Below are 21,101 nucleotides of genomic sequence, written 5' to 3'. Positions count from 1 at the left end.
ATTTTTTTTCTTTTGATTTTTCCAAACTCCTACACTATATTTTATTCAAATCCACAATGGAAATGGAAAGACAATCTTAAAAATCATTAAATAATGTATTTTTATCTTATAAGGAAGAGAGACTTATAATAATGAGTAATTTTAACACTAAATGGAATATCATAAAAGAAGCTTTGAGATCCACTATGGACCAAAGTACTTTTAACAGTTGGATATCACCATTAAGAATTGTTGAAAGAAAAGATAACTCTATCACAATCTCAACTCCTTCTAAATTTTCATCTGACTGGGTAGAAAAAAATTACAAAGAAATTATTCTTTCTTGTTTAAGAGATATTGATGCAAACATAGAAAACATCAACTTCACAGATACTTTTAGAAAAAAAGAACAGGAAGAAGAAAATTTCTCTTCAACTCCTGAGCCAAAAATAAAAATCAGAACAGAAAGTCAAAACCTAACAAAAATAGGTAAAATCTCTGGTGTAAAAGAATCTTTTTCATTTGATAATCTTATCGAATCAAAATCGAATGAAATAGCAATATCTGCTTTCAAAAGAAAACTTTTAACAGATAATATGAATATGACTTACTTATATGGTCCATCAGGATGTGGAAAATCTCATTTATTACACGCTTTCGCAACAGAATTTGCCAAACTTAACCCATCTAAAAACGTTAAGTGTCTAAGCGCAGAAAAATTTGCATTTGAATATAGAAAGAGTGTTAAAGAAAATAATACTATTGGTTTCAAGCAATCTATAAGAAATAACGATTTACTTATAATTGAAGATCTTCAGTATATTATAACAAATAAAGCTTCTCAAATAGAACTTATGCACACAATAAACCATATCGTTGAAAAAAATGGCAAAGTTATAATATCTTCAAATGTATCTCCTTTCTTAATAGAAGGGATTAATAAAGATTTAATTACTAGAACATCTTTTGGGCTTCTAATTGACATTCAAACTGCAGACAAAGAGTTAAAAGAAAAATTCATTGAAAACAAAGCTGAAGAATTAAACTTCCATATTTCTTCAGAAATAGTTGACTATCTAGCAACTAACTTCAAAAGATCTTTAAGAGAATTAAGTGGGGCAATATCAAGAATATTTAACTATTCATTCCTTTCTGGAAACGATATTTCTATATCATTCTTAAATAATCTATTAAAAGATATGTTTGTTGATTTTGGTTCAAAAATAGAAATCTCAGATATCAAAAAAGAAGTTGCTAAACATTATAATTTACTAACTTCAGAATTAAGTAATGTTACAAAGGTTAAAAAAATTGCCATGCCAAGACAAATAGCAATATATCTTTGCAAAACATTAACTAATAAATCTCTTACTGAAATAGGTACTGCTTTCGGAGGAAAAAATCATTCAACAATAATTCATTCTATTAAAAAAATAGAAAAATTAATGGATGAAAACAACTCTTTCGCTAAAGAAGTAAACCTATTAAAAAGCAGATTTTAATTTCCAATAAAACAATTCAGTTTATATATTTAAATCAATAAATTAAAAGCAACTAGAAAAGCAAGAAAAAGCTATTTTACTCTTGTTTTTTTTATTATTATCTTATAAATTTTAATTATAAGAAATAAAAAGGTCAAATCAGCACGAATCAAGGGAATATAGACCTATTCTCAATAGTTCTGATCCAACGAAAAGGAAGTCAAAATGAAATTTACTACAACGAAAGAAAATCTGTTACAAACACTAACACATTTACATTCTGTTACTGAAAGAAAAAGTACTATTCCAATTCTTTGCAACATCAAAATTGAAGCTATAGATGGAATTAAAATGGTAGCAACCAATGTTGATCTAGAAATAGTTGAAAGCATGGACGCTGGCATAGCTGAAACAGGTGCAACAACTGTTCCTGCACATACTTTCTTCGAAATAGCAAGAAAACTTCCTGCTGGAGAAGTAAATATCGAACAACAAAAAGATTCATTAATAATTACATCTGGAAAATCAATCTTCTCTCTACCTTGCTTGGACGCTGAAGATTTCCCTATTATGGTTACTTCTAACATGCCATATAAATTTTCATTATCTCCTGATGATTTAATCAAATTAATAGATAAAACAAAATTCGCAATATCTACAGAAGAAACTAGATATTTCCTAAACGGTATCTTCTTACACTCAACAACAGAAGGCGATAAAGACGTCCTTAGATCTGTTGCTACGGACGGCCACAGACTTGCTAGACAAGATATATTACTACCTGAAGGAGCTGCTGGACTTGAAGGAATTATTATTCCAAGAAAAGTTGTTATGGAATTAAGAAGACTTCTAGATGATACTTCTGAAGAAATCAAAGTTGAAATCTCTGATAACAAAATAAGATTCTCTTTTGGAAGAATCGTATTAACTTCTAAATTAATCGATGGAAAATTCCCAGATTATAAAAAAGTTATTCCAATGAATAATGATAAAGTATTAGAAGTTAACTGTGAAAAATTCTACGAAGCAGTAGATAGAGTATCTGCAGTATCTAATGAAAAATCTAAAGCTATTAAAATGAAAGCTTTTAATGATATGCTAACATTCTCTGCAAACACTTCTGATGCCACTTCAGGTGAAGAAGAACTAATCTCTAACTACAGCGGTGAAGAAGCTATGGAAACAAGCTTTAACGCTAGATATTTACTAGATATAGCTAGCCAAATAGAAGGTGAAAATATTAAGTTTATCTTAGCAGATAATTCATCTCCTGCTCTAGTTAGTGAAACTAGCAACCAAGATTCAGTATATGTTTTAATGCCAATGAGAGTTGCATAACATCATATGTTTTATAAAAATCTAAAAAGCTCCCATCTCGGGAGTTTTTTTTAAATAAAAAAATCCTCGAACTAAATCGAGGATTTCATAAATCTAATCATCTAAGAAAGTCTTAAGCTTCTTAGCTCTGATAGGATGTTTCAACTTCTTCAAAGCCTTAGCCTCGATCTGTCTAATTCTTTCTCTTGTAACATCAAATTGCTTACCAACTTCTTCAAGAGTATGATCCATTGCCATACCAACACCAAATCTCATTCTAAGAACTCTCTCTTCTCTAGGAGTTAGTGTTGACAAAGCTCTTGTCGTAATCTCTTTTAAGTTAGATTGAACAGCAACATCAATAGGCTTAAGAGCATTTTGATCTTCTATGAAATCACCAAATGAAGAATCATCTTCGTCCCCAATAGGAGAATCTAAAGAAACTGGATTTTTAGCAATTTTAAGAACCTTTCTAACTTTCTCCACAGGTAAGTTTAACTTTTCAGCTAATTCTTCTGGAGTAGGCTCTAGACCTGTCTTATTAAAGATCTTTCTAGAAGTTTTATTTAACTTATTAATAGTCTCTATCATATGAACTGGTATTCTAATAGTTCTAGCTTGATCAGCAATAGATCTGGTGATAGATTGTTTAATCCACCAAACAGCATAAGTAGAGAACTTATAACCTCTTCTATATTCAAATTTATCAACAGCCTTAATAAGACCAATATTTCCTTCTTGTATCAAATCAGAGAAATGCAAACCTTTATTTTGATGCTTTTTAGCTAAAGAAATAACCAACCTTAAATTAGATTCAATCATTTCATTCTTAGCTCTAGCAGCTTCTCTTTCACCTTTTAAAACAAGTTCAACAATTTTTTTATACTCAGCAATCGGAAGACCCGAATCCATAGAAATTTGTAAAATCTTCTTTCTAATTTTCTCAACTTCAGAAGCATGAGTTTCATAAAACTTAACCCACTTCTTATCTTTCTTTTTAGAAACAGAATCTAACCAGCTATCAGAAAGCTCTTGACCAGTATATTCTTTAATAAACTCATCTCTATCTATTTTACAATTAAGAGCTAATCTCAAAATCTTACCTTCAAGACCATTTAATTCTCTACTCTTAAGAGTAAGTTTTGCCATAAGGTCATAAATTCTATTTTCAGTAAAAGTGATTTGCTCTAACTCTTTAGCTAATTCTTTATGAACCTTCTTGTAATTCTTTTCAATAGTATCACTAATTTTTTCACCAGCAACCAAAGCTTTTATTCTCTTAGTTTGATACTTTTTCAACTTATCAAATAAAACTTTTATATTTTCAAAAACTTCTTTAACTTGAGGCAAAAGAGCTTCTTCCATTGCAGCATTAGAAATAGATGAGCTTTCTTCAAAATCATCATCTTCTCCATCAACAGAATCTATAACTTCCTCTTCACTCTCAACTTCCTCTTCTTCCATAACTTCACTAAAAGCATCATCAGAAGATGAGTTATACATGATATCTATATTAACAATATCCCTAAGTTGAATTTCTTCCTTAAGAAGTAATTCATTCCATTCTAAAATAGTTTTTAATGCAAGGGGAGTAACGCAAAGACCTTCAATCATAAGCTTAATACCAGCTTCTATTCTCTTTGCAATAGCAACCTCACCCTGCCTAGACAGAAGTTGTATACCTTCCATATTTTTAAGATAAGATCTTGTAGGATCAGAAGATCTAATAGCATTCTCAACAACTGAAGAACCATTTTTAACAACAAGTTCTTTAACTGAGTTTTCATCAGAATCATCATCTAAAGATGAATCCGCATCTAAATTAGTATCAACTTTTCTTGCTTTATCTTCGAATAAATTTTCATCTTCTTCTTGAATAAAATCTTCTTTTTCTTCATCTTCGTTATCAGAGAAAAATTCTTCTTCATCAAAAGATTCATCCATTTGAGGATTTTCTTCAACAACCAAATTTAACTCAGACAATAATGAAAGAATGTCAGAAACTTCATCTTCATGAACTTCATCTAACTCAACAGCCTTCATAACAAGACTTTTCGGCAAAATACCTTCTCCGTCTTTTGCCTTTTTAACTAACTTTTTTAAATTCTCACCTAAGGTTTCAATAAGAAAACCATCTGCATTATTTATTGAATCTTCTTGCATAGACACTAGACACTCCTTAAAGTTAATAATTGAACAACTAAATTAAAAAAAGATATAACTACTTTTTCTTTTTAGCTTCTCTCTCCAACTTTCTTTTACCCATTTCACTAGCTTTAGCCAGATCCAATTCAGAACAAAGACCTAAAGCAACTGGGTTCTTAGGAGTTATTTCTGAAATATTAGCATGAGTTCTATTTCTTATAGCTTCAATAGTAGGCTTAGTCGTTCTCAACAATTTACAAATTTGAGAATCCGGAACTTCCGGATGATTTTTAACAATCCAAGCGATACCATCTGGTCTATTTTTTCTTTGAGACATAGGAGTATATCTGTTTTTAACCTTACGACTCTTTTTAACAAACTTTTCAATTTCTTTATTTAAAGCAAGCTTAGCTTTTGGATTTTTTTCACATCTTTCAATTTCTTCTTTAGAAAGTTGATTATTAGAGATTGGATTTAATCCAACAAGATTTCCTGAATCTCCATCGGCAATAGCTTGAACTTCTAACGGATGCATATCACAAAATTCTGCGATTTGATCAAAAGTCAACATAGTATTTTCAACCAACCAAACAGCTGTTGATTTAGGCATAATAACATTATTCATTATAATAAACTCCTATCATTTTAATATTACTATAAATTTATAGTCATTTTTTCCGGAAAATCAAGCATTTATTTGACATATTAAGGTAATAAAGAAAAGGTCCTTTCAAAAAAGAACCTTTTTTAAAAAAAATACAGATAATAAAACATCTTATTCAAATTAAAAAAACATTAAAAACAAAGCAGATATTATCGAAAAAAACCAAGAAATAACAATCCATTTTTTCTCAAAATAAAATACTTTCAATCCACCATTTTTATAAATCCCAAGATTTTCACTCATCAAAGCATTAAAAAATCTAGGAACAAGATGTAAAACTAAAGCTGTAGTAAATAGAACCAAGAGAGACACCTCTACTCTAGAATAAAAATCTAAATACATATATCTAAAATTTAAAAATAAAACTAACTCATTAAAATACTTCTAGAAATACCATCTTCTCCAAGCTTAATATCTAATCTAATTAAATTAGTATCTTCTAAAAACAAATCACTCAACAATTCTTCAGCAACACTAGACCACTCAACCAAGACAATGGCCTCACTTAAAGCATGTTCAATATCCAAATTATAAATCTCCTCAGGACTTCCCAGTCTATAAAAATCATAATGAAACAATTCCACACCATCTTTAGATTTATAAGTTTGTAATATAGGAAATGAAGGACTTCTAACTATAGTATCCTCACCACACAATTCCTTTATAAATCCTCTTGCAAAAAACGTCTTTCCAACCCCTAAATCTCCATTAAGGAAATAAACATCTTTCCTCGAAGATTTTTTAGCAATTCGACTGGAAAAATCCAACATTTCTTGTTCTGAATTAATAGAAATCACTTCCATTTTCAACCTCGCCTGAAGAACCAAAATTCTTCTTCTTTTTCAAAACAAATTTAGAATTTGCTACTAAAATATTCTTCTTATAATTTATTATATCAAATTTAGTGGAAACACCTTGGGCATCTTTAACTGTCCAACCTAAAATATCCTCTGTCTTTTTATCTAAAATAAATTCAACCCTACCTAAACCAGCATCAGCTTTTAACGCTATAGTAACAAAATATTTTTCATCAACCTCATAAGAATCTAAAACACTTAAATCCCCACCTTCAAGAACTATATTTTTCTTAACCAAAACACCTGCTGGAGTAGTTTCAAGATCTATCAAAGTTTTTTGATCAATAGAAGGATCGTAATAAACCAAATTATCACCATCCGCCAAAAGTAATAGACCAGAATTATATTCTATCCTCATATTACCAGGTTTTTTTAACCAAATTTTACCAGATTGATAATCCCCATTAGAAGATTGCTGTCTAAAATCACCTGAGAAAGATCTAGTTCCATTCAAAATAGACTGTATTTTAGAAACAACACTAATATTTTTATCCACAGAAAATAAATTAGAACTAGTTTTCGCAGAAATTTTATTTTCTAAAACAACTTCTTTTTCAAAAGTAGTATTAGAACAAGAGCCGACAAGACCAATTAGTCCTGACAACAAAAATAAACTAAATTTTTTATTTAATACATCTTTAATCATAACAAAATTATTATAAGACATTATTAAAACAATTCAAGAAGAATAAAGCTCTCAAACAAAAAACTTGAATTTATCAAGAAAAAGAAATAAAATTATAAAACTTTGGAAACATAAAAAATGAAATCTTCATAACAACAAATAACGAAGGAAAAATAGATGTATAAAAAGACAGACGCTAAAGTAAATTTTGCACAAATAGAAAAAGATGTATTAAATTTTTGGAAAGAAAATAAAACTTTTGAGAAATCTATTAATATTCGTAGCGAAGCTGAAGATTTTACATTCTATGATGGACCTCCATTTGCAAATGGAACTCCTCACTATGGACACATGCTACAATCATTCATAAAAGACACAGTAGCAAGATTTCAAACTCAACAAGGAAAAAGAGTTTTAAGAAAAGCCGGATGGGATTGTCATGGATTACCTGCTGAAATGGGAGCTGAAAAAGGCCTTGGAATCGCCGGAAAACAAGCCATAGAAGAACATGGTATAGATAAATTTAACGAATACTGTCGAAAAGATGTTATGAAATATGCAGACATATGGACTGAAGTTTTCGATAGAATGGGTCGTTGGGTAGACTATAATGATGACTATAAAACAATGGATCTTCCATACATGGAATCTGTTATAAATAATTTCAAACAACTTTGGGATAAAGGCCTTATATATGAAGACTACAGAGTTCTTCCATACTCTTGGGCAGCAGAAACTTCTTTATCAAACTTTGAAGTTAACCAAGGATATAAAGATAGAACTGATGCCGCAATAACAGTTAAGTTCGAATTAGAAACTGGAGAAAGAATCCTTGTTTGGACTACAACTCCATGGACACTGCCATCGAATCTAGCGCTAGCTATGTCACCAGAATTAGAATATGCAACATTTGAAAAAAGTGGTGAAAAAATAATAATCTCTAATCACGAAGGAACTCTTAAAAAATACAAAAAGCAACTTGAAGGTTGGGAAAAAATAGATGTTCAAAAGGGTGAAAAATATATAGGTTTATCTTATACACCTATGTTTGATTATTTTGCAGATAAAAAAGAAGAAGGTGCTTTTAAAGTAATATCTGGAGACTTTATCGAAGAAGGTTCTGGTACTGCAACTGTACATATAGCACCAGGCTTTGGTGAGGACGACTTAAGAATTTGCAGAGAATATAAAAAAACATTCCCTGTTGTTTGTCCTATAGACGAAAGAGCTAACTTCACATCAGAAGTTCGTGATTACATAGGAATGAATGTTTTCGCAGCAAACGAAACTATAATCCACTTCCTAAAAGAAGAAGATATCTTATTTAAAAAAGAACAATACACTCATTCATACCCTCATTGTGATAGAACAGATGAACCTCTAATATACAGAGTAATGTCATCATGGTTTGTTAAGGTTGAGGAAAATAGAGAAGAACTTATAAAAAATAATAAACAAATAACTTGGTTCCCTTCTCACATAAAAGAAGGTCGTTTTGGAAAATGGCTAGAAGGAGCTAGAGATTGGGATATTTCAAGAAAAAGATTTTGGGGGGCTCCGATCCCTGTTTGGAGATCAGACAATCCTGACTTCCCTCGCCTAGATGTATTTGGATCTATAGAAGAAATTAAAAAAGCCAGTGGAATCGAAGTTAAAGATTTACATAGACCATACATAGATAACGTTGTTTATCCTAACCCAGACGATCCATCAGGAAAAACTATGATGCGTAGAGTTCCTGACGTACTAGATTGCTGGTTTGAAAGTGGATCTATGCCTTACGCTCAAAATCACTATCCATTCGAAAACAAAGAACATTTCGAAAATAACTTTCCAGCAGACTTTATTGTTGAAGGCTTAGATCAAACTCGTGGTTGGTTCTATACATTAACAATATTAGGATCTTTACTTCATAAAAAACCTGCATTCCTAAACTGTATATGTACAGGTTTAATTATGGCTGCAGATGGAAGAAAAATGTCTAAAAGATGGAAAAACTATACAGATCCTACAGAACTTATGGATAAAGAATCTGCTGATGCATTAAGATGGTTCCTGATTTCATCTCCTGTAGTAAAAGGCGAACAAGTAAATCTTAGTGACGAAGCAGTTAGAAAAACAGCAAGAGCTTCTCAAGTTCCATTCTACAATGCATATCATTTCTTCACACTATATGCAAATGCCGACAACATAACTGCTGAAGAAAAATATGATAGTAAAGATACTATGGATAAATATATCCTGTTAAAACTTAAAGAACTTTCTGAAGATGTTCAAAAGGCTCTGCTAACTTACGAACTAGGTATAGCATGTAAAAAATGTGAAGCTTTCTTAGAAATCTTAAATAACTGGTATATCCGTAGATCAAGAGAAAGATTCTGGGGAACTTCAGTTTCAAAAGATGTTCAAAAAGAAGCGTTCAATACTCTTTACACAGTTTTAGTAAATTTATCCAAAATAATGGCTCCACTAATGCCATTTACTGCAGAAGAAATTTTCAAGAATTTAACAAATGAAGAATCTGTACACCTAACTTTATACCCTCAAATAGAATTAGACTTTGATAAAAGCTTGGCTGAAAGAATGGATAAAGTTAGAAATATTTGTTCTGCATCTAAAAACATAAGAGAAGAAGAAGAATTACGAAACAGACTTCCTCTTCAAGATATAAAAATTGCTGGAACAAATCTTCAAGATCTTAAGGACTTATTAGATATAATTAAAGAAGAATCTAATGTTAAAAAAGTAATACTTGAAGATAACTTCTCCGAATATGCTGATAAATTCCTATATGTATTAACTCCTATAGTTGGCAAAAGATTAGGTAAATATCTAGGTCAAATCATACCAGCATCCAAAAAAGGAGAGTATGAAATACTAGATGGCAAGTGTCACATTGCAGGTCAAATTCTTAACGAAAATGAGTTCGAAGAAAGACTTCAATTAAAAGATGGAATTAAAGGACGTGCATTACCTGACAATACTGCTATAGTAATACTTAACACCGAAACCACAGCTGAATTAGAAAAGGAAGGTTTAGCTAGAGATTTTGTTAGAACTATACAAGATATAAGAAAAGCAAAAGACTTTAACATTTCTGATAGAATTGAAATTGACTTCAATACTTCTGATGAACTTTTAAAAGAAGCCATTAAAGAAAATGCCAACTACATATCTGAACAAGTGTTAGCCATTTCAATAAATGAAAAAAATGGATTCAACGGTGAAAAAACTGAAATAAATAAAAAAGAAATTGAAATAAATGTCACTAGATAACAAAAAAAATAAAAAAATAATAGACAATTACATAGCAAAGAACTTCCTTAAAAGCATGATCTTTGTTATGTTTGTCCTATTAGGTGTGATATTTCTATTTTCATTTTTAGAGAAATTCGGAAGTTTTTCTTCTAAAAATATAAGTGTCTTTCAAACTCTATTTTATACAGCGTTGGAAGTTCCTTTAACGTTTCAAACAGTTATACCATTTTCAATATTAATAGCAGGACAACACTTCTTTTTCAAGTTTTCTAAAACTTCTGAAATTGTAGTGTTCAGATCTTTTGGAATGTCAGTTTGGGATATAATAAAGCCAATAATTAAAGTGATATTCTTTACTGGATTATTCTACGCTTTCGCTATAAATCCACTAATATCTAAAGTAAGAAATCTTCATATACAACTTACTGAAGAATATAGCATGAAAGAAACCAATGAATTTCTATTCTCTAAAAGAGGTCTATGGATAAAAGAAAAAACCAATCTTACTCAAACTTTTATAAATGCAAAACAAGTGAGCCAAAAAGGAAATATATTCCATATTAAAGATGCAGACATATATCTTTTCAATGATGAAAACAAAATTATAAAACAAATAAATGCTGAAACAGGAACGTTAGATAAATATGGATTATTTAAATTCCAAAACGCACATATATACGAACCTAAAAGTCCAAAACACTTTTTAGAATATTATGAATACAATACATCATTAGACAGTGAACAACTTCAAGAAAACGTAATATATCCAGATAGTATCTCATTTTGGAAATTGCCAGAATATTCTAGAACCTTAAAAGAAATAGGATTATCTACAAAAGAGTATGAAATGTTTTTCTACAAAATACTTATGTCACCTCTTTCTTTTATATCTATGATATTTCTTGCTCTAGCATTTACCCTACCAAGAAACAATCGAAATGCTAAATTCCTTTTCAGAATATCTGCAGGTATAACAGCTGGATTTATAATATATTTTCTTGAGCAAGTATTTTATGCCATGGGACTATCAGAAAAACTACCTCAAATAATGTCGATAATAGCAGTTCCAACAATAACCATATTATTCTCAACAATATATATTTTCTTCTTTGAAGAAAGTTAATTCTATTGTATAATTAAAACAGTATTTATGGAGAGAGAATTGAAAAAAAATATTTTTTTCATACATTTTTTACTTACAACGACGTTTTTATTGAATATAAAGACATCTTTCTCTTTAGAAAAAATAACATATACATGTCCTTTAAGCATTAATAATATTTGCCGAGTTGAAAATAATACTAACAAAAATGATATAAGTAAAAAAATATCTGGACTTTCTCATGAAATAACAAAAAACATAGCAATAAACACATCTATTAAATTAAATTTCATAGAATCTACAAACATTCAAGAAGCTATAAAAAAATCAAGTTTCAAAGGCAAGGGACAAATTAAAAATACATATTCTGACTTAGCAATCGGAATACCCTTCTCATTCAACAAGAATATTGAATATTTATTTCCCCCAATATCTTCAGAAAAAATAGTATTAATAAAAATTAATGCATCTAAAAGCATAAATGAAAATATTTTACTGAATGAATTAAAATCTCATAAAATATATATAACAGACGAAATAGAGTTATCTAACATTTCTAACAAAATAAAAAAACATAATAATTTATACTACCACATACACAATCCAAATGAATTCTTTAATGTTGAAAAACTCTCAAATAAAGAATCTTTAAAAGAAATAGATATAAACAAAAATATAAGTATTATAACTTCTTTAAGCAACTACAAATTATTAAAACAAAAAAATCCAAACCTAACATATTCTAAAATTAAAATAAGAGATCAATTTTCCAGCATAAACCTATTTATAGCAATAAATAAAATGAGTGAATTAGCAAGATCTGAAAATAAAAATATTGTTAGCAAAATTAAATTAATACTAGAAGAAATGAACAAATAAAATCTTGCATCAAGTTCAATCTTAAAGTATAATAAAACAAAGTAGGATAGGATTTATGAAAATAAAAACTAAAATAAGGATAAGTATAATAATATTAATGAAAACTGGATTTTTTTCATCTTTGTTTTATGAAACGATAACGTCAAGCCAACTACTACAATTAAAAGATTTTAAATTCACATTTGTATTTCTAACAGCAATACTATTTGAATTTCTTTACTATAACTGCAAAAAAATAATTTTAAAATCTCAATAAGGGAGAAATATAATGGACGACAAACTTTTTAACGACATAGAAAAAGAAATTAAAGAATCTTCTTCTATAGACCTAGAATTTCCAATTGAAGAAGAAAAGAAAGCGCCTCAAAACGTTGTTTCTCTTATAATAGCAGTTCTAACTGGTATTCTTCTAGCTTGTATAACTTTTTCATTATTCCTTAGAGGCGGAGAAAAGACTGAAAATACAATACCTGTATTTGAAAAATATGAAGAAAGCTTTAAAGAAGAAGCTAATACTGTTGAAAACATTTCTAAAGAAGATACTTCAATATATGATTCAACAAGATCTTTTGATGAAGAAGCTCAAGCATTAATTGAAAAACAAGAAGAAGATAAAGCTAAAGAAGCAAAAATTCTAGCTGAAAGAAAAGCTAAAGAAGCTGCTGAAAAAGCTGAAGCCGAAAGAAAAGCTAAAGAGGCAAAGCTATTAGAAGAGAGTAAAAAAGTTAAAACTGTAGAAGTTCCTAAAAAAGCTCCTATCAAAAAAGTAGAAGAAGTTAAGAAAGTTAATAAACCTATTAAAATAAAAACTACTAATTCAAACTTATGGTCTATACAACTTCTTTCTGGAGCATCTAAAAACAATGTTGAAAAACAATGGAACACATATAGAGCTGCCTACCCTTCTCTTCTTGCAAAACAAGATCATGCAATTCAAGAGGCCATAGTTAATGGAAAAACTTTCTATAGATTAAGAATTGTTAACATTAAAGATTCAAAATCTGCAAGAGATCTTTGTGGAAAACTTAAAAACAATCAAATAAGTTGTTTTGTAACAAAATAATTTTAAAAGGAATTTAACATGAGATTTGGTGCAACAGAATTAATAATAATCCTACTTATAGTTCTTATACTATTTGGAAAGGGTAAAATAGCTTCCATAATGGAAGAGTTAGGAAAAGGGGTTTCTTCTTTTAAAAAAGGAATTAAAGAAGAGAAGAAAAGTAAAAAAACTAAGGATAAGAAAAAATAAAAAATGAATGAAAACAGAAAAGAAATACTTACAAAAATACTTAAATTAATTTTTAACGTATCTATAATTTTAGGCCTATTAACAAGTATTGTTTCTGTAATATCTTTTAATCCTTATTACAATTCAAGATACTCTACAACATCTCTTGAACTAGAAGAAAAATTCTTTGAAAGTATATTTTCTATATTTGGAAATTTTTATGTTCAAAACTTTGGAATCTTAACATCAATAATTATAATAACTTCAGCCACTATTTTGTTAATAGAATTTTTCTTTAAAAAAGAATTTAATTCTTTTAACAAAAAGGAAAGTTTTAAATCTCTTTTAATAACAGCATTCCTATTACCTATATTGTTTACCATAATTCCATTTACATCAGGTGGAAAAGTAGGTTTTGCAATAAAATCATTCATAGAAACAAATCTTTTTTCTCCGTACAACAATATTTGCATATTTATTATATCTATAATAGCCATTTATACCTCTCTAATATCTTTAAGAATCAGAAAATATAATATAATAAAATTCTTAAAAATACTTAAAGCAGTTATCTTAAGAAAAAATATTAAAGAAATTAAAAATGATGTTATAGTTCCTGAAAAGATAAAGGAAATAAAAGCAAAACCAAAGGCAAGTACCACAACTAAAGTTAAAAAAATAAAAGAGAAAAACATTCAGAAAGAACTTATTGTTGAAAAAGAATTTACCCTACCAACAACAAACCTTCTTGACGAACCTAAAAAGCAAACAGATAGCGTTTCTATGAAAAATCTTGAACAAAAAGCAAGAATGATAGAAGCTTTACTTAAAAAACATAAAATAACTGGTCAAATAACTAGCATAAAACCTGGTCCAGTTATTACATTATTCGAATTTGCACCAGACTTAGGAATTAAAGTTTCTTCTATAATAAATAGAGAAAAAGATATATCTCTACACATGGCATCTTCTACAAGAATTTCTCAACTTCCTGGAAGAAATGTTATCGGTATAGAGTTACCAAACATTAAAAGAAAAACTGTATTCTACAAAGAACTTCTTGAAAATGATGAGTTTACAAAATCATCTCAAAAACTTCCTATGGCAATAGGTCAAAACATTTCAGGAAAACCTGTGTATGTTGATTTAGCAAAAATGCCTCACTTACTAATTGCCGGTACAACAGGATCTGGTAAATCAGTAGGTGTAAATTCTATGATATTATCACTGCTATATAAACTAAAACCAGATGAATGTAAATTCATCATGATAGATCCTAAAATGATTGAATTCTCAGCTTATAAAGACATACCTCACCTTTTAACTCCTGTAGTTACCGACTCTACAAAAGCCGTTACTGCTCTTAAATGGGCTATGAACGAAATGGAAAGAAGATATAAAGAAATGTCTAGAACTGGAGCTAAAAATATAGAAAGCTTCAATGATAAAGTTAAAAATTCAAAAAAATCTACTTATACCAAACGAGTTCAAATTGGCTTCAATCCTGAAACAGGAGACCCTATATTTGAAAGAAAAGAATATAAATTCGAAAAAATGCCATACATTGTTGTAGTTGTTGATGAATTTGCTGATCTAATGGCTGTTGCCGGTAAAGAAGTTGAGTTTGCAGTTCAAAGGCTTGCTCAAAAAGCCAGAGCAGCAGGAATACACTTAATACTAGCAACTCAAAGCCCTTCTGTAGACGGTATCACTGGTGTTATCAAAGCCAACTTCCCTTCAAGAATCAGTTTCAAAGTTACATCTGATTTCGATAGTAAAACTATTTTAGGACAAAAAGGAGCTGAACAACTTCTTGGTATGGGAGATATGTTCTATATGCCTGGAGGTGCAAAGCTAATAAGAGTTCATGGAGCTTACGTATCAGAAAAAGAAGTAGAAGAAGTTTCTGAATACCTAAGAGGTCAAGAAGAACCGAATTATGTAGAGGCTGTTGTTAGCGAAGAGGCTGTTAGTGAAGGTGCTGGAGCTGATCTTATGAACAAAATCCTTGGAAAGGATAAAGATAAACCTAGCAAAGAAGATAAGAACGAAGATCTTTACATTCAAGCTATCCAAATAGTAAAAGAAAGTAAAAAAACATCCATATCATATGTTCAAAGATGTCTTAGAATAGGATATAATAAAGCTGCAGACATAATAGATAGAATGGAAAAAGATGGTATCCTAAGCGCACCTGATAACACAGGAAAAAGAAAATTAATAGAATAAACTAAACCCCTCATTTACACAGGAGGGGTTTTAATAATTACAAAATAATATTTGTCCTTTTACTTTCCTATACAAAAGCCTGAAAATATTTTTCCAAGTATTTCCTCTATTCCAATACTTCCAACAACCTTACCTATTTCATCAGCTGCCAACCTAATATTTTCAGATTTTATTTCCACAAAGTCATCAAGTAAAGATGCATTTAAAAACTCTACTGCTTTTTCCAAAGCAATTCTATGTCTCTCTCTAGTAATTAATGGAGCATCAGAAACACTCATCATATCAACAACCTTTTTATCAAAATAGCTAAGAAACTCTTCAAACCCATTTTCTTCTTTAATAGATAACTTAAAGATATCATATTCTACAGATTCAACTGGATTTTCATCTATTTTATTAAGAACTTTTATTATATTACCTGAAAACTTATCTGTTGAAAACTCTTTTAAATCATCTGCAACCCAAATAAGTAAATTAGCATTCTCAGCCCTCTTCAAAGCTCTTCTAATACCTTCCGTCTCTATTTCATCTAAGGTTTCTCTTATACCAGCAGTATCGGCCAAAGAAACAGGATAACCTTTTATATCCAAATCAGCTTCAACAACATCTCTAGTTGTACCAGCTATAGAAGATATAATAGCCTTCTCTTCACCCAACATCTTATTAAATAAAGAAGACTTACCAACATTAGGATTTCCAACAATAGCAACAGAAAGACCATCTCTTAAAATTTGCCCTCTCTTACCATCATTTAAATGAGATTTTATAGAATTCATTAATGTTGAAATCTTTTCATCTGCTTTCTTTTGCAAATCTTCTGGAATATCATCTTCACTAAAATCTATAACAGCCTCATAATTAGCTAGTATAACAAGGATATCCTCTCTCCATTTATTATAAATATCAGAAAGACCTCCTCCTAATTGCCTAACAGCCTGAACTCTTTGTGCTTCAGTGGTAGCATCTATCAAATCGCCTAAACCTTCAACTTCAGTCAAATCCATTTTTCCATTTTCAAATGCTCTTCTAGAAAATTCACCCCTTTCAGCCAATCTAACATCTTCACCAAATTGAGATAGCCTATTTAAAACCGATGAAATAACAGCTCTACTTCCATGAGTATGAACTTCCACCACATCTTCACCAGTAAATGAATTTGGATTTCTAAAAAATATCATTATAACAGAATCTATTACCAATCCATTAACATCATATATATTAGTATACACAGCTTTTCTAACTTCTGGCACAGAATCAAACTTAGCAATATCACAAGCAACTTCAAAAGCTCTTTCACCAGACAATCTAAAAACAGAAACTCCTGCAACACCATGAGCAGAAGCTAAAGCAAAAATAGTATTTTTATTTTCCATAACAAACCTTTTTTCTTAATGTTCAAAAACATTTTAAAATAATTTCTTTAAAAATCAAAACAAAAAATATATGATAACTCTCATGTTGAAAATATTAAAAAAAATAATATCCATAGCATCCCCATCAAGATGTATTATGTGCAACAACTTCATTAATGAAATTAATGATGGAATTTGCCATAAATGTATAAAAAATTTCAAGTATATAGAAGCTCCTTTTTGTGAAATATGCAGTCAGCCTTTTTATTATGATCAAAACGAAATATCAATAAAAGAAAAAAAGAAAATCACTTGTGGAAATTGTCAAAGAAAAAAACCAAACTATGATAAAGCCATATCTGTATTTAAATATAATTTTGCGTCTAAAAAAATTATCCTTCCACTAAAACATGGAGATAAAACATCTTATTCAAAAATAATAGCTAAAATTATTTTTAATAGATTTCAAAAAATAATAAATGAGAATGATTTAATAACACCTACTCCAATCCATAAAAAAAGATACTCCAAAAGAAAATATAATCAAGCTCTTCTTATAGCAAATGAAGTTGCAAACTTATCAAAAAAGAAAATTATAAGAGACGGATTAATAAGGTATAATTTCAAAACATCTCAAGGTAGATTATCTACAAAGCAAAGAATTAAAAATGTATCAAACTCATTTAAAATTAATGATAATGAAAAAAATAAATTCAAAGATAAAAATGTAATTTTAATAGACGATGTTATCGCAACAGGAGCCACAATAAACGAATGCGCAAAAGCTCTAAAAAAAGCAGGTGCAAAAAAGGTAATAGCTATTTCTTTTGCAAAAACCTGCCTATAAATTAACCTCTATATTCCGCTACTCTGTTAAGCCATCCATTTAAGAATTTTTTATTTTTTGGAAACCTAACACAAAGCCTCTCATAATAATCCTCCCACATGTTCAAAAAACCTTTCTTTAAATTACCATCATAATGAAGTATATTGAATAATGTCTTCTTTCCTATAACTCCATCTGCACTAACTCCAACCAAAGTCTGCAACAATCTCAAAGCCCTTCTCATACCCATATTTATACCAGCAGAAAAAACAGCACCCCTAATAGATAAAGGTAATTTACCAATTTTATTTTTTTCCCAAAAGTCTCTATAATAGATTTCTATAGCATCATATTTAGTTAAATTTTTAATATCGCATTTAGGATATGACCTTTTACAAATACCATACTTTGTTTCTCCTCCAGAATCACTTACATCATTAACGTAACCTCCTTCAGATTTTAAAACTTTATAAACTTCTTTTAAAAAATTTTCATCATAGTCTTTCATTAAATATTCTCCTCTTAAAAGCAAAACTCTCAAGAACATATATAGAACAATATTTAAAGAAGTCAAGAAAAAATAAGAACTTATTAAATTTAAATTTCAATGAAAGAAAAGTTTTTTGATTTAACATAAAACAAAAACGAATCTAGAATCGAATCAACCCCTTCCCCAACCAACCTTCAAAAGGAGGTCTCCAATGAATATTTTCATCCTAGATAAAAATCCTAAAAAATGCGCCAAATCACTTTGGTATTCAAGCCCCTTAAGAGCCAATAAACAAATATTAGAACTTGCTCAAATAATGTCCACAGCCCTTAGCCAAGGGTTTAAAATTAAAAATAAAACTCTTTACAAACCAATAAATTCAAAAAATCCTATCTGCACTTGGGCTGAGCATCCAGAAAATTTTACCTGGTGCTATGAATTATTCAAAGAATTAAATTCTCTTTTTATTGAAAAATCATTAAAGAAAAAAAATCACTCAAGTTTTGAAAAACTAAATCCAATTTTTAAAAAATATAGATGGATTTGGTATTCTCAAAAACCTGTAAAAATATGGCAAAATAGCTCCATGTTCAAAACCGAAGAAAATATAACCAAAGCTTATAACAAAACAATTTTCGAAAAAATAAAAAATGATCTATCTGAAAAGATAATTTCAGAAAATCAATTCAACAAACAAAAAGAATATCTATCTCTAGCTAGTTAGATTTAATAAACCTCAAAAGAATAGTTATGGCAGCTGGCGTAACACCGCTTATTCTAGAAGCTTGAGCTATCGTCTCTGGCATAACTTTCTTTAATTTTTGTCTCATCTCAAGTGATAATCCATCAATATTATCATAATCTATAACTTGTGGAATTTTCATATCAAAATCTTTTTTAAATCTAGCTATATCTCTTTCCTGTCTAGCAAAATAACCTTGGTATTTACCCTCTATTTCTAATTGTCTCTTAATAACAGAATCCATACCAACAAGATCTGGAAATATTTCTTCAACTTTTTTAAAATTCACTTCATGATATTTAAACAAATCCATAGCCGTCAATCTATTACCACCAGAATGAACTTCTATTCCATACTTTTTCAATTCAGATGGAAATATCTCCAAATTGTTCATAACCCTTCTTGAAGAAGATAAGGTATCTAACTTTTTCTTAAAATTATCTTTTTCAAAATCCGATAACAAGCCTAAATCAATAGCTCTAGAAGATAATCTTTGATCAGCATTATCTGCTCTTAAAGAAAGTCTATATTCTGAACGAGACGTAAACATTCTGTACGGTTCATCCAAACCATGAGTAGTAATGTCATCAATTAAAACTCCTGTGAAAGCATCTGCCCTAGAAAGTATAAATGGATCTCTATCTTTAGAATATAAACCTGCATTAATACCTGCAATAACACCCTGACAAGCTGCTTCTTCATATCCAGAAGTACCATTTATTTGCCCTGCAAAGTAAAGTCCCTTTATCCTTTTAGATCCAAGGTCAGCACCCAATTCTCTAGCATCTATAGCATCATATTCTATAGCATATCCATATCTAACAATTTCAACATTTTCTAAACCTTCCATAGATCTAAAAAACTTCAGCTGAACATCTTTAGGTAAAGAAGTACTCATACCGTTAGGATAAACTAAGTCAGAATCAATTCCTTCTGGTTCCAAAAATATATTATGAGATTTATGATGTGGAAATCTAATAACTTTATCTTCTATAGATGGACAATATCTCGGACCCTTACTATCTATAGCTCCATTAAATAATGGAGCTAAACCACTCTCAACAGCCTTTTCTATAACATCATGTGTATCAATATTTGTCTTAGTTACAAAACAAGAAATTTGTGGATTCAACAGGTTTTTAGTTTGAAAACTAAAGAATTCTGGATTTTCATCAGCCTCTTGAATTTCTAATTTATTTGTATTTATAGAAGATAATTTTAATCTAGCTGGCGTACCCGTTTTCAATCTAATTAAATTAAAATCACTTTCTTTTAAGAATTTAGATACACCCGATGCAGAAGGTTCATCATCACCTTCCATATTAACACGGCCACCAGGTATTATTTCCTCTCCCATTATCATTTTACCATTACCAAATGTACCTGTAGTAATAACAACTGAAGAACAATCTAAATTAATTTTTTCTCCATCTTTTGAACAAATCTCCACTCCAGATATTTTATTTTCATTTTTTACAATATCTAAAACTTCACCTTCTATAATATCAAGATGTTCAAAACCACTTAACATATCTAAAGAAGCTGATCTATATATATCTCTATCTAATTGAGTTCTTAATCCTTGAACGGCTGGCCCCTTAGATACATTTAAAACTCTATGTTGAATTCCTGCTTTATCAGCCAACTTACCCATAAGCCCACCTAAAGCATCTATTTCTCTAACTAAATGCCCCTTACCGAGACCTCCAACAGAAGGGTTACAAGATAGCTCTCCAATATTTTTCACATCAAAAGTAACAACTGCTGTTTTAAAGCCCATGCGCGCAGAAGCCGAACATGCTTCAACCCCCGCATGCCCTGCTCCAATAACTATAACATCATATTTATTCTCATATTTTTTCATAATGACGATATTTTATATTAAGGGTCAAGGAAGTCAAGAAATAAAATACCTGCAAAAAGG

The 21,101-nt window shown here is 29.6% G+C and carries 18 protein-coding genes; 10 read left to right on the top strand and 8 right to left on the bottom strand.

All coding sequences use genetic code 11. The features are described from left to right. Positions 1–131 precede the first annotated feature (131 nt). Both dnaA and dnaN read left to right on the top strand, forming a co-directional pair. Positions 132–1,481 carry a chromosomal replication initiator protein DnaA gene (gene dnaA / locus N4A44_02700; protein MCT4552551.1) on the top strand — a complete coding sequence of 450 codons (1,350 nt, stop codon included), beginning with the start codon at positions 132–134 and terminating at the stop codon, positions 1,479–1,481. Positions 1,482–1,685: 204 nt separating this feature from the next. Then, positions 1,686–2,798 (top strand): DNA polymerase III subunit beta, encoded by a 1,113-nt coding sequence (dnaN, locus tag N4A44_02695; GenBank protein ID MCT4552550.1) that lies wholly within the window; start codon positions 1,686–1,688, stop codon positions 2,796–2,798. Between the two features lie 93 nt (positions 2,799–2,891). Here the strand turns inward: dnaN and rpoD are convergent, their stop codons facing one another. The 5 genes from rpoD to N4A44_02670 all read right to left on the bottom strand — a co-directional run bounded on the left by rpoD (position 2,892) and on the right by N4A44_02670 (position 7,110). Further along, entirely contained in the window at positions 2,892–4,940 is a 2,049-nt protein-coding gene (gene rpoD / locus N4A44_02690; GenBank protein ID MCT4552549.1) for an RNA polymerase sigma factor RpoD, read from the bottom strand. 58 nt (positions 4,941–4,998) lie between these two features. After that, complete coding sequence (locus tag N4A44_02685) at positions 4,999–5,547, bottom strand: DUF1013 domain-containing protein (protein ID MCT4552548.1); 549 nt, start codon at positions 5,545–5,547, stop codon at positions 4,999–5,001. 159 nt (positions 5,548–5,706) lie between these two features. Further along, positions 5,707–5,928 (bottom strand): hypothetical protein, encoded by a 222-nt coding sequence (locus tag N4A44_02680; GenBank protein ID MCT4552547.1) that lies wholly within the window; start codon positions 5,926–5,928, stop codon positions 5,707–5,709. Between the two features lie 23 nt (positions 5,929–5,951). Beyond that, positions 5,952–6,389 carry a tRNA (adenosine(37)-N6)-threonylcarbamoyltransferase complex ATPase subunit type 1 TsaE gene (gene tsaE, locus N4A44_02675; GenBank protein MCT4552546.1) on the bottom strand — a complete coding sequence of 146 codons (438 nt, stop codon included), beginning with the start codon at positions 6,387–6,389 and terminating at the stop codon, positions 5,952–5,954. After that, positions 6,370–7,110, bottom strand: a complete 741-nt coding sequence (locus N4A44_02670) for an outer-membrane lipoprotein carrier protein LolA (GenBank protein MCT4552545.1) — start codon at positions 7,108–7,110, stop codon at positions 6,370–6,372. Before N4A44_02670 ends, tsaE begins: the two co-directional genes overlap by 20 nt. Before the next feature lie 135 nt (positions 7,111–7,245). Between N4A44_02670 and ileS the strand changes: the two genes are divergently transcribed. From ileS to N4A44_02640, 6 genes are all read left to right on the top strand, one after another. Then, positions 7,246–10,344 carry an isoleucine--tRNA ligase gene (gene ileS / locus N4A44_02665; protein ID MCT4552544.1) on the top strand — a complete coding sequence of 1,033 codons (3,099 nt, stop codon included), beginning with the start codon at positions 7,246–7,248 and terminating at the stop codon, positions 10,342–10,344. Next, positions 10,331–11,449 (top strand): LptF/LptG family permease, encoded by a 1,119-nt coding sequence (locus N4A44_02660; GenBank protein MCT4552543.1) that lies wholly within the window; start codon positions 10,331–10,333, stop codon positions 11,447–11,449. Before ileS ends, N4A44_02660 begins: the two co-directional genes overlap by 14 nt. Positions 11,450–11,539: 90 nt before the next feature. Then, positions 11,540–12,307 carry a hypothetical protein gene (locus tag N4A44_02655; GenBank protein ID MCT4552542.1) on the top strand — a complete coding sequence of 256 codons (768 nt, stop codon included), beginning with the start codon at positions 11,540–11,542 and terminating at the stop codon, positions 12,305–12,307. A gap of 268 nt (positions 12,308–12,575) precedes the next feature. After that, the gene (locus tag N4A44_02650; protein MCT4552541.1) at positions 12,576–13,370 is read left to right on the top strand and encodes an SPOR domain-containing protein; all 795 of its coding nucleotides are present in this window, start codon (positions 12,576–12,578) and stop codon (positions 13,368–13,370) included. 18 nt (positions 13,371–13,388) lie between these two features. Continuing rightward, entirely contained in the window at positions 13,389–13,559 is a 171-nt protein-coding gene (tatA, locus tag N4A44_02645) for a twin-arginine translocase TatA/TatE family subunit (GenBank protein ID MCT4552540.1), read from the top strand. 3 nt (positions 13,560–13,562) lie between these two features. Next, positions 13,563–15,767, top strand: a complete 2,205-nt coding sequence (locus N4A44_02640) for a DNA translocase FtsK (protein MCT4552539.1) — start codon at positions 13,563–13,565, stop codon at positions 15,765–15,767. A gap of 59 nt (positions 15,768–15,826) precedes the next feature. On the opposite strand, the gene mnmE is transcribed toward N4A44_02640, so the two are convergent. Next, complete coding sequence (mnmE, locus tag N4A44_02635; GenBank protein ID MCT4552538.1) at positions 15,827–17,140, bottom strand: tRNA uridine-5-carboxymethylaminomethyl(34) synthesis GTPase MnmE; 1,314 nt, start codon at positions 17,138–17,140, stop codon at positions 15,827–15,829. A gap of 82 nt (positions 17,141–17,222) precedes the next feature. Here mnmE and N4A44_02630 point away from each other — a divergent pair, with 82 nt between their 5' ends. Then, positions 17,223–17,966 carry a ComF family protein gene (locus N4A44_02630; protein ID MCT4552537.1) on the top strand — a complete coding sequence of 248 codons (744 nt, stop codon included), beginning with the start codon at positions 17,223–17,225 and terminating at the stop codon, positions 17,964–17,966. 1 nt (position 17,967) lies between these two features. Here the strand turns inward: N4A44_02630 and N4A44_02625 are convergent, their stop codons facing one another. After that, positions 17,968–18,453, bottom strand: coding sequence for a peptidoglycan-binding protein (locus N4A44_02625; protein ID MCT4552536.1), 486 nt, complete (start codon positions 18,451–18,453; stop codon positions 17,968–17,970). A gap of 193 nt (positions 18,454–18,646) precedes the next feature. Between N4A44_02625 and N4A44_02620 the strand changes: the two genes are divergently transcribed. Beyond that, the gene (locus tag N4A44_02620; GenBank protein ID MCT4552535.1) at positions 18,647–19,159 is read left to right on the top strand and encodes a hypothetical protein; all 513 of its coding nucleotides are present in this window, start codon (positions 18,647–18,649) and stop codon (positions 19,157–19,159) included. On the opposite strand, the gene mnmG is transcribed toward N4A44_02620, so the two are convergent. Further along, positions 19,152–21,041: a tRNA uridine-5-carboxymethylaminomethyl(34) synthesis enzyme MnmG gene (gene mnmG, locus N4A44_02615; GenBank protein ID MCT4552534.1), complete on the bottom strand. Its 1,890-nt coding sequence runs from the start codon at positions 21,039–21,041 to the stop codon at positions 19,152–19,154. The genes N4A44_02620 and mnmG overlap by 8 nt on opposite strands. Positions 21,042–21,101: the final 60 nt, after the last annotated feature.

This window comes from Alphaproteobacteria bacterium, assembly GCA_025210155.1.
Lineage (GTDB): Bacteria > Pseudomonadota > Alphaproteobacteria > Rs-D84 > CASDRH01 > JAOASE01.
The sequence above is the reverse complement of the archived record's forward strand: the minus strand, read 5'-3'. Positions and strand labels throughout refer to the sequence as shown.

What these genes read in the sequence shown, in the direction of transcription:
- ileS (MCT4552544.1), top strand. Translation starts at nt 7,246, where the DNA reads ATGTATAAAAAGACAGACGCTAAAGTAAATTTTGCACAAATAGAAAAA.
- N4A44_02640 (MCT4552539.1), top strand. Translation starts at nt 13,563, where the DNA reads ATGAATGAAAACAGAAAAGAAATACTTACAAAAATACTTAAATTAATT.
- dnaN (MCT4552550.1), top strand. Translation starts at nt 1,686, where the DNA reads ATGAAATTTACTACAACGAAAGAAAATCTGTTACAAACACTAACACAT.
- rpoD (MCT4552549.1), bottom strand. Translation starts at nt 4,940, where the DNA reads ATGCAAGAAGATTCAATAAATAATGCAGATGGTTTTCTTATTGAAACC.
- N4A44_02620 (MCT4552535.1), top strand. Translation starts at nt 18,647, where the DNA reads ATGAATATTTTCATCCTAGATAAAAATCCTAAAAAATGCGCCAAATCA.
- N4A44_02625 (MCT4552536.1), bottom strand. Translation starts at nt 18,453, where the DNA reads ATGAAAGACTATGATGAAAATTTTTTAAAAGAAGTTTATAAAGTTTTA.
- N4A44_02660 (MCT4552543.1), top strand. Translation starts at nt 10,331, where the DNA reads ATGTCACTAGATAACAAAAAAAATAAAAAAATAATAGACAATTACATA.
- N4A44_02670 (MCT4552545.1), bottom strand. Translation starts at nt 7,110, where the DNA reads ATGTCTTATAATAATTTTGTTATGATTAAAGATGTATTAAATAAAAAA.
- dnaA (MCT4552551.1), top strand. Translation starts at nt 132, where the DNA reads ATGAGTAATTTTAACACTAAATGGAATATCATAAAAGAAGCTTTGAGA.
- N4A44_02630 (MCT4552537.1), top strand. Translation starts at nt 17,223, where the DNA reads ATGTTGAAAATATTAAAAAAAATAATATCCATAGCATCCCCATCAAGA.
- N4A44_02685 (MCT4552548.1), bottom strand. Translation starts at nt 5,547, where the DNA reads ATGAATAATGTTATTATGCCTAAATCAACAGCTGTTTGGTTGGTTGAA.
- mnmE (MCT4552538.1), bottom strand. Translation starts at nt 17,140, where the DNA reads ATGGAAAATAAAAATACTATTTTTGCTTTAGCTTCTGCTCATGGTGTT.
- mnmG (MCT4552534.1), bottom strand. Translation starts at nt 21,041, where the DNA reads ATGAAAAAATATGAGAATAAATATGATGTTATAGTTATTGGAGCAGGG.
- tatA (MCT4552540.1), top strand. Translation starts at nt 13,389, where the DNA reads ATGAGATTTGGTGCAACAGAATTAATAATAATCCTACTTATAGTTCTT.
- N4A44_02680 (MCT4552547.1), bottom strand. Translation starts at nt 5,928, where the DNA reads ATGTATTTAGATTTTTATTCTAGAGTAGAGGTGTCTCTCTTGGTTCTA.
- N4A44_02650 (MCT4552541.1), top strand. Translation starts at nt 12,576, where the DNA reads ATGGACGACAAACTTTTTAACGACATAGAAAAAGAAATTAAAGAATCT.
- tsaE (MCT4552546.1), bottom strand. Translation starts at nt 6,389, where the DNA reads ATGGAAGTGATTTCTATTAATTCAGAACAAGAAATGTTGGATTTTTCC.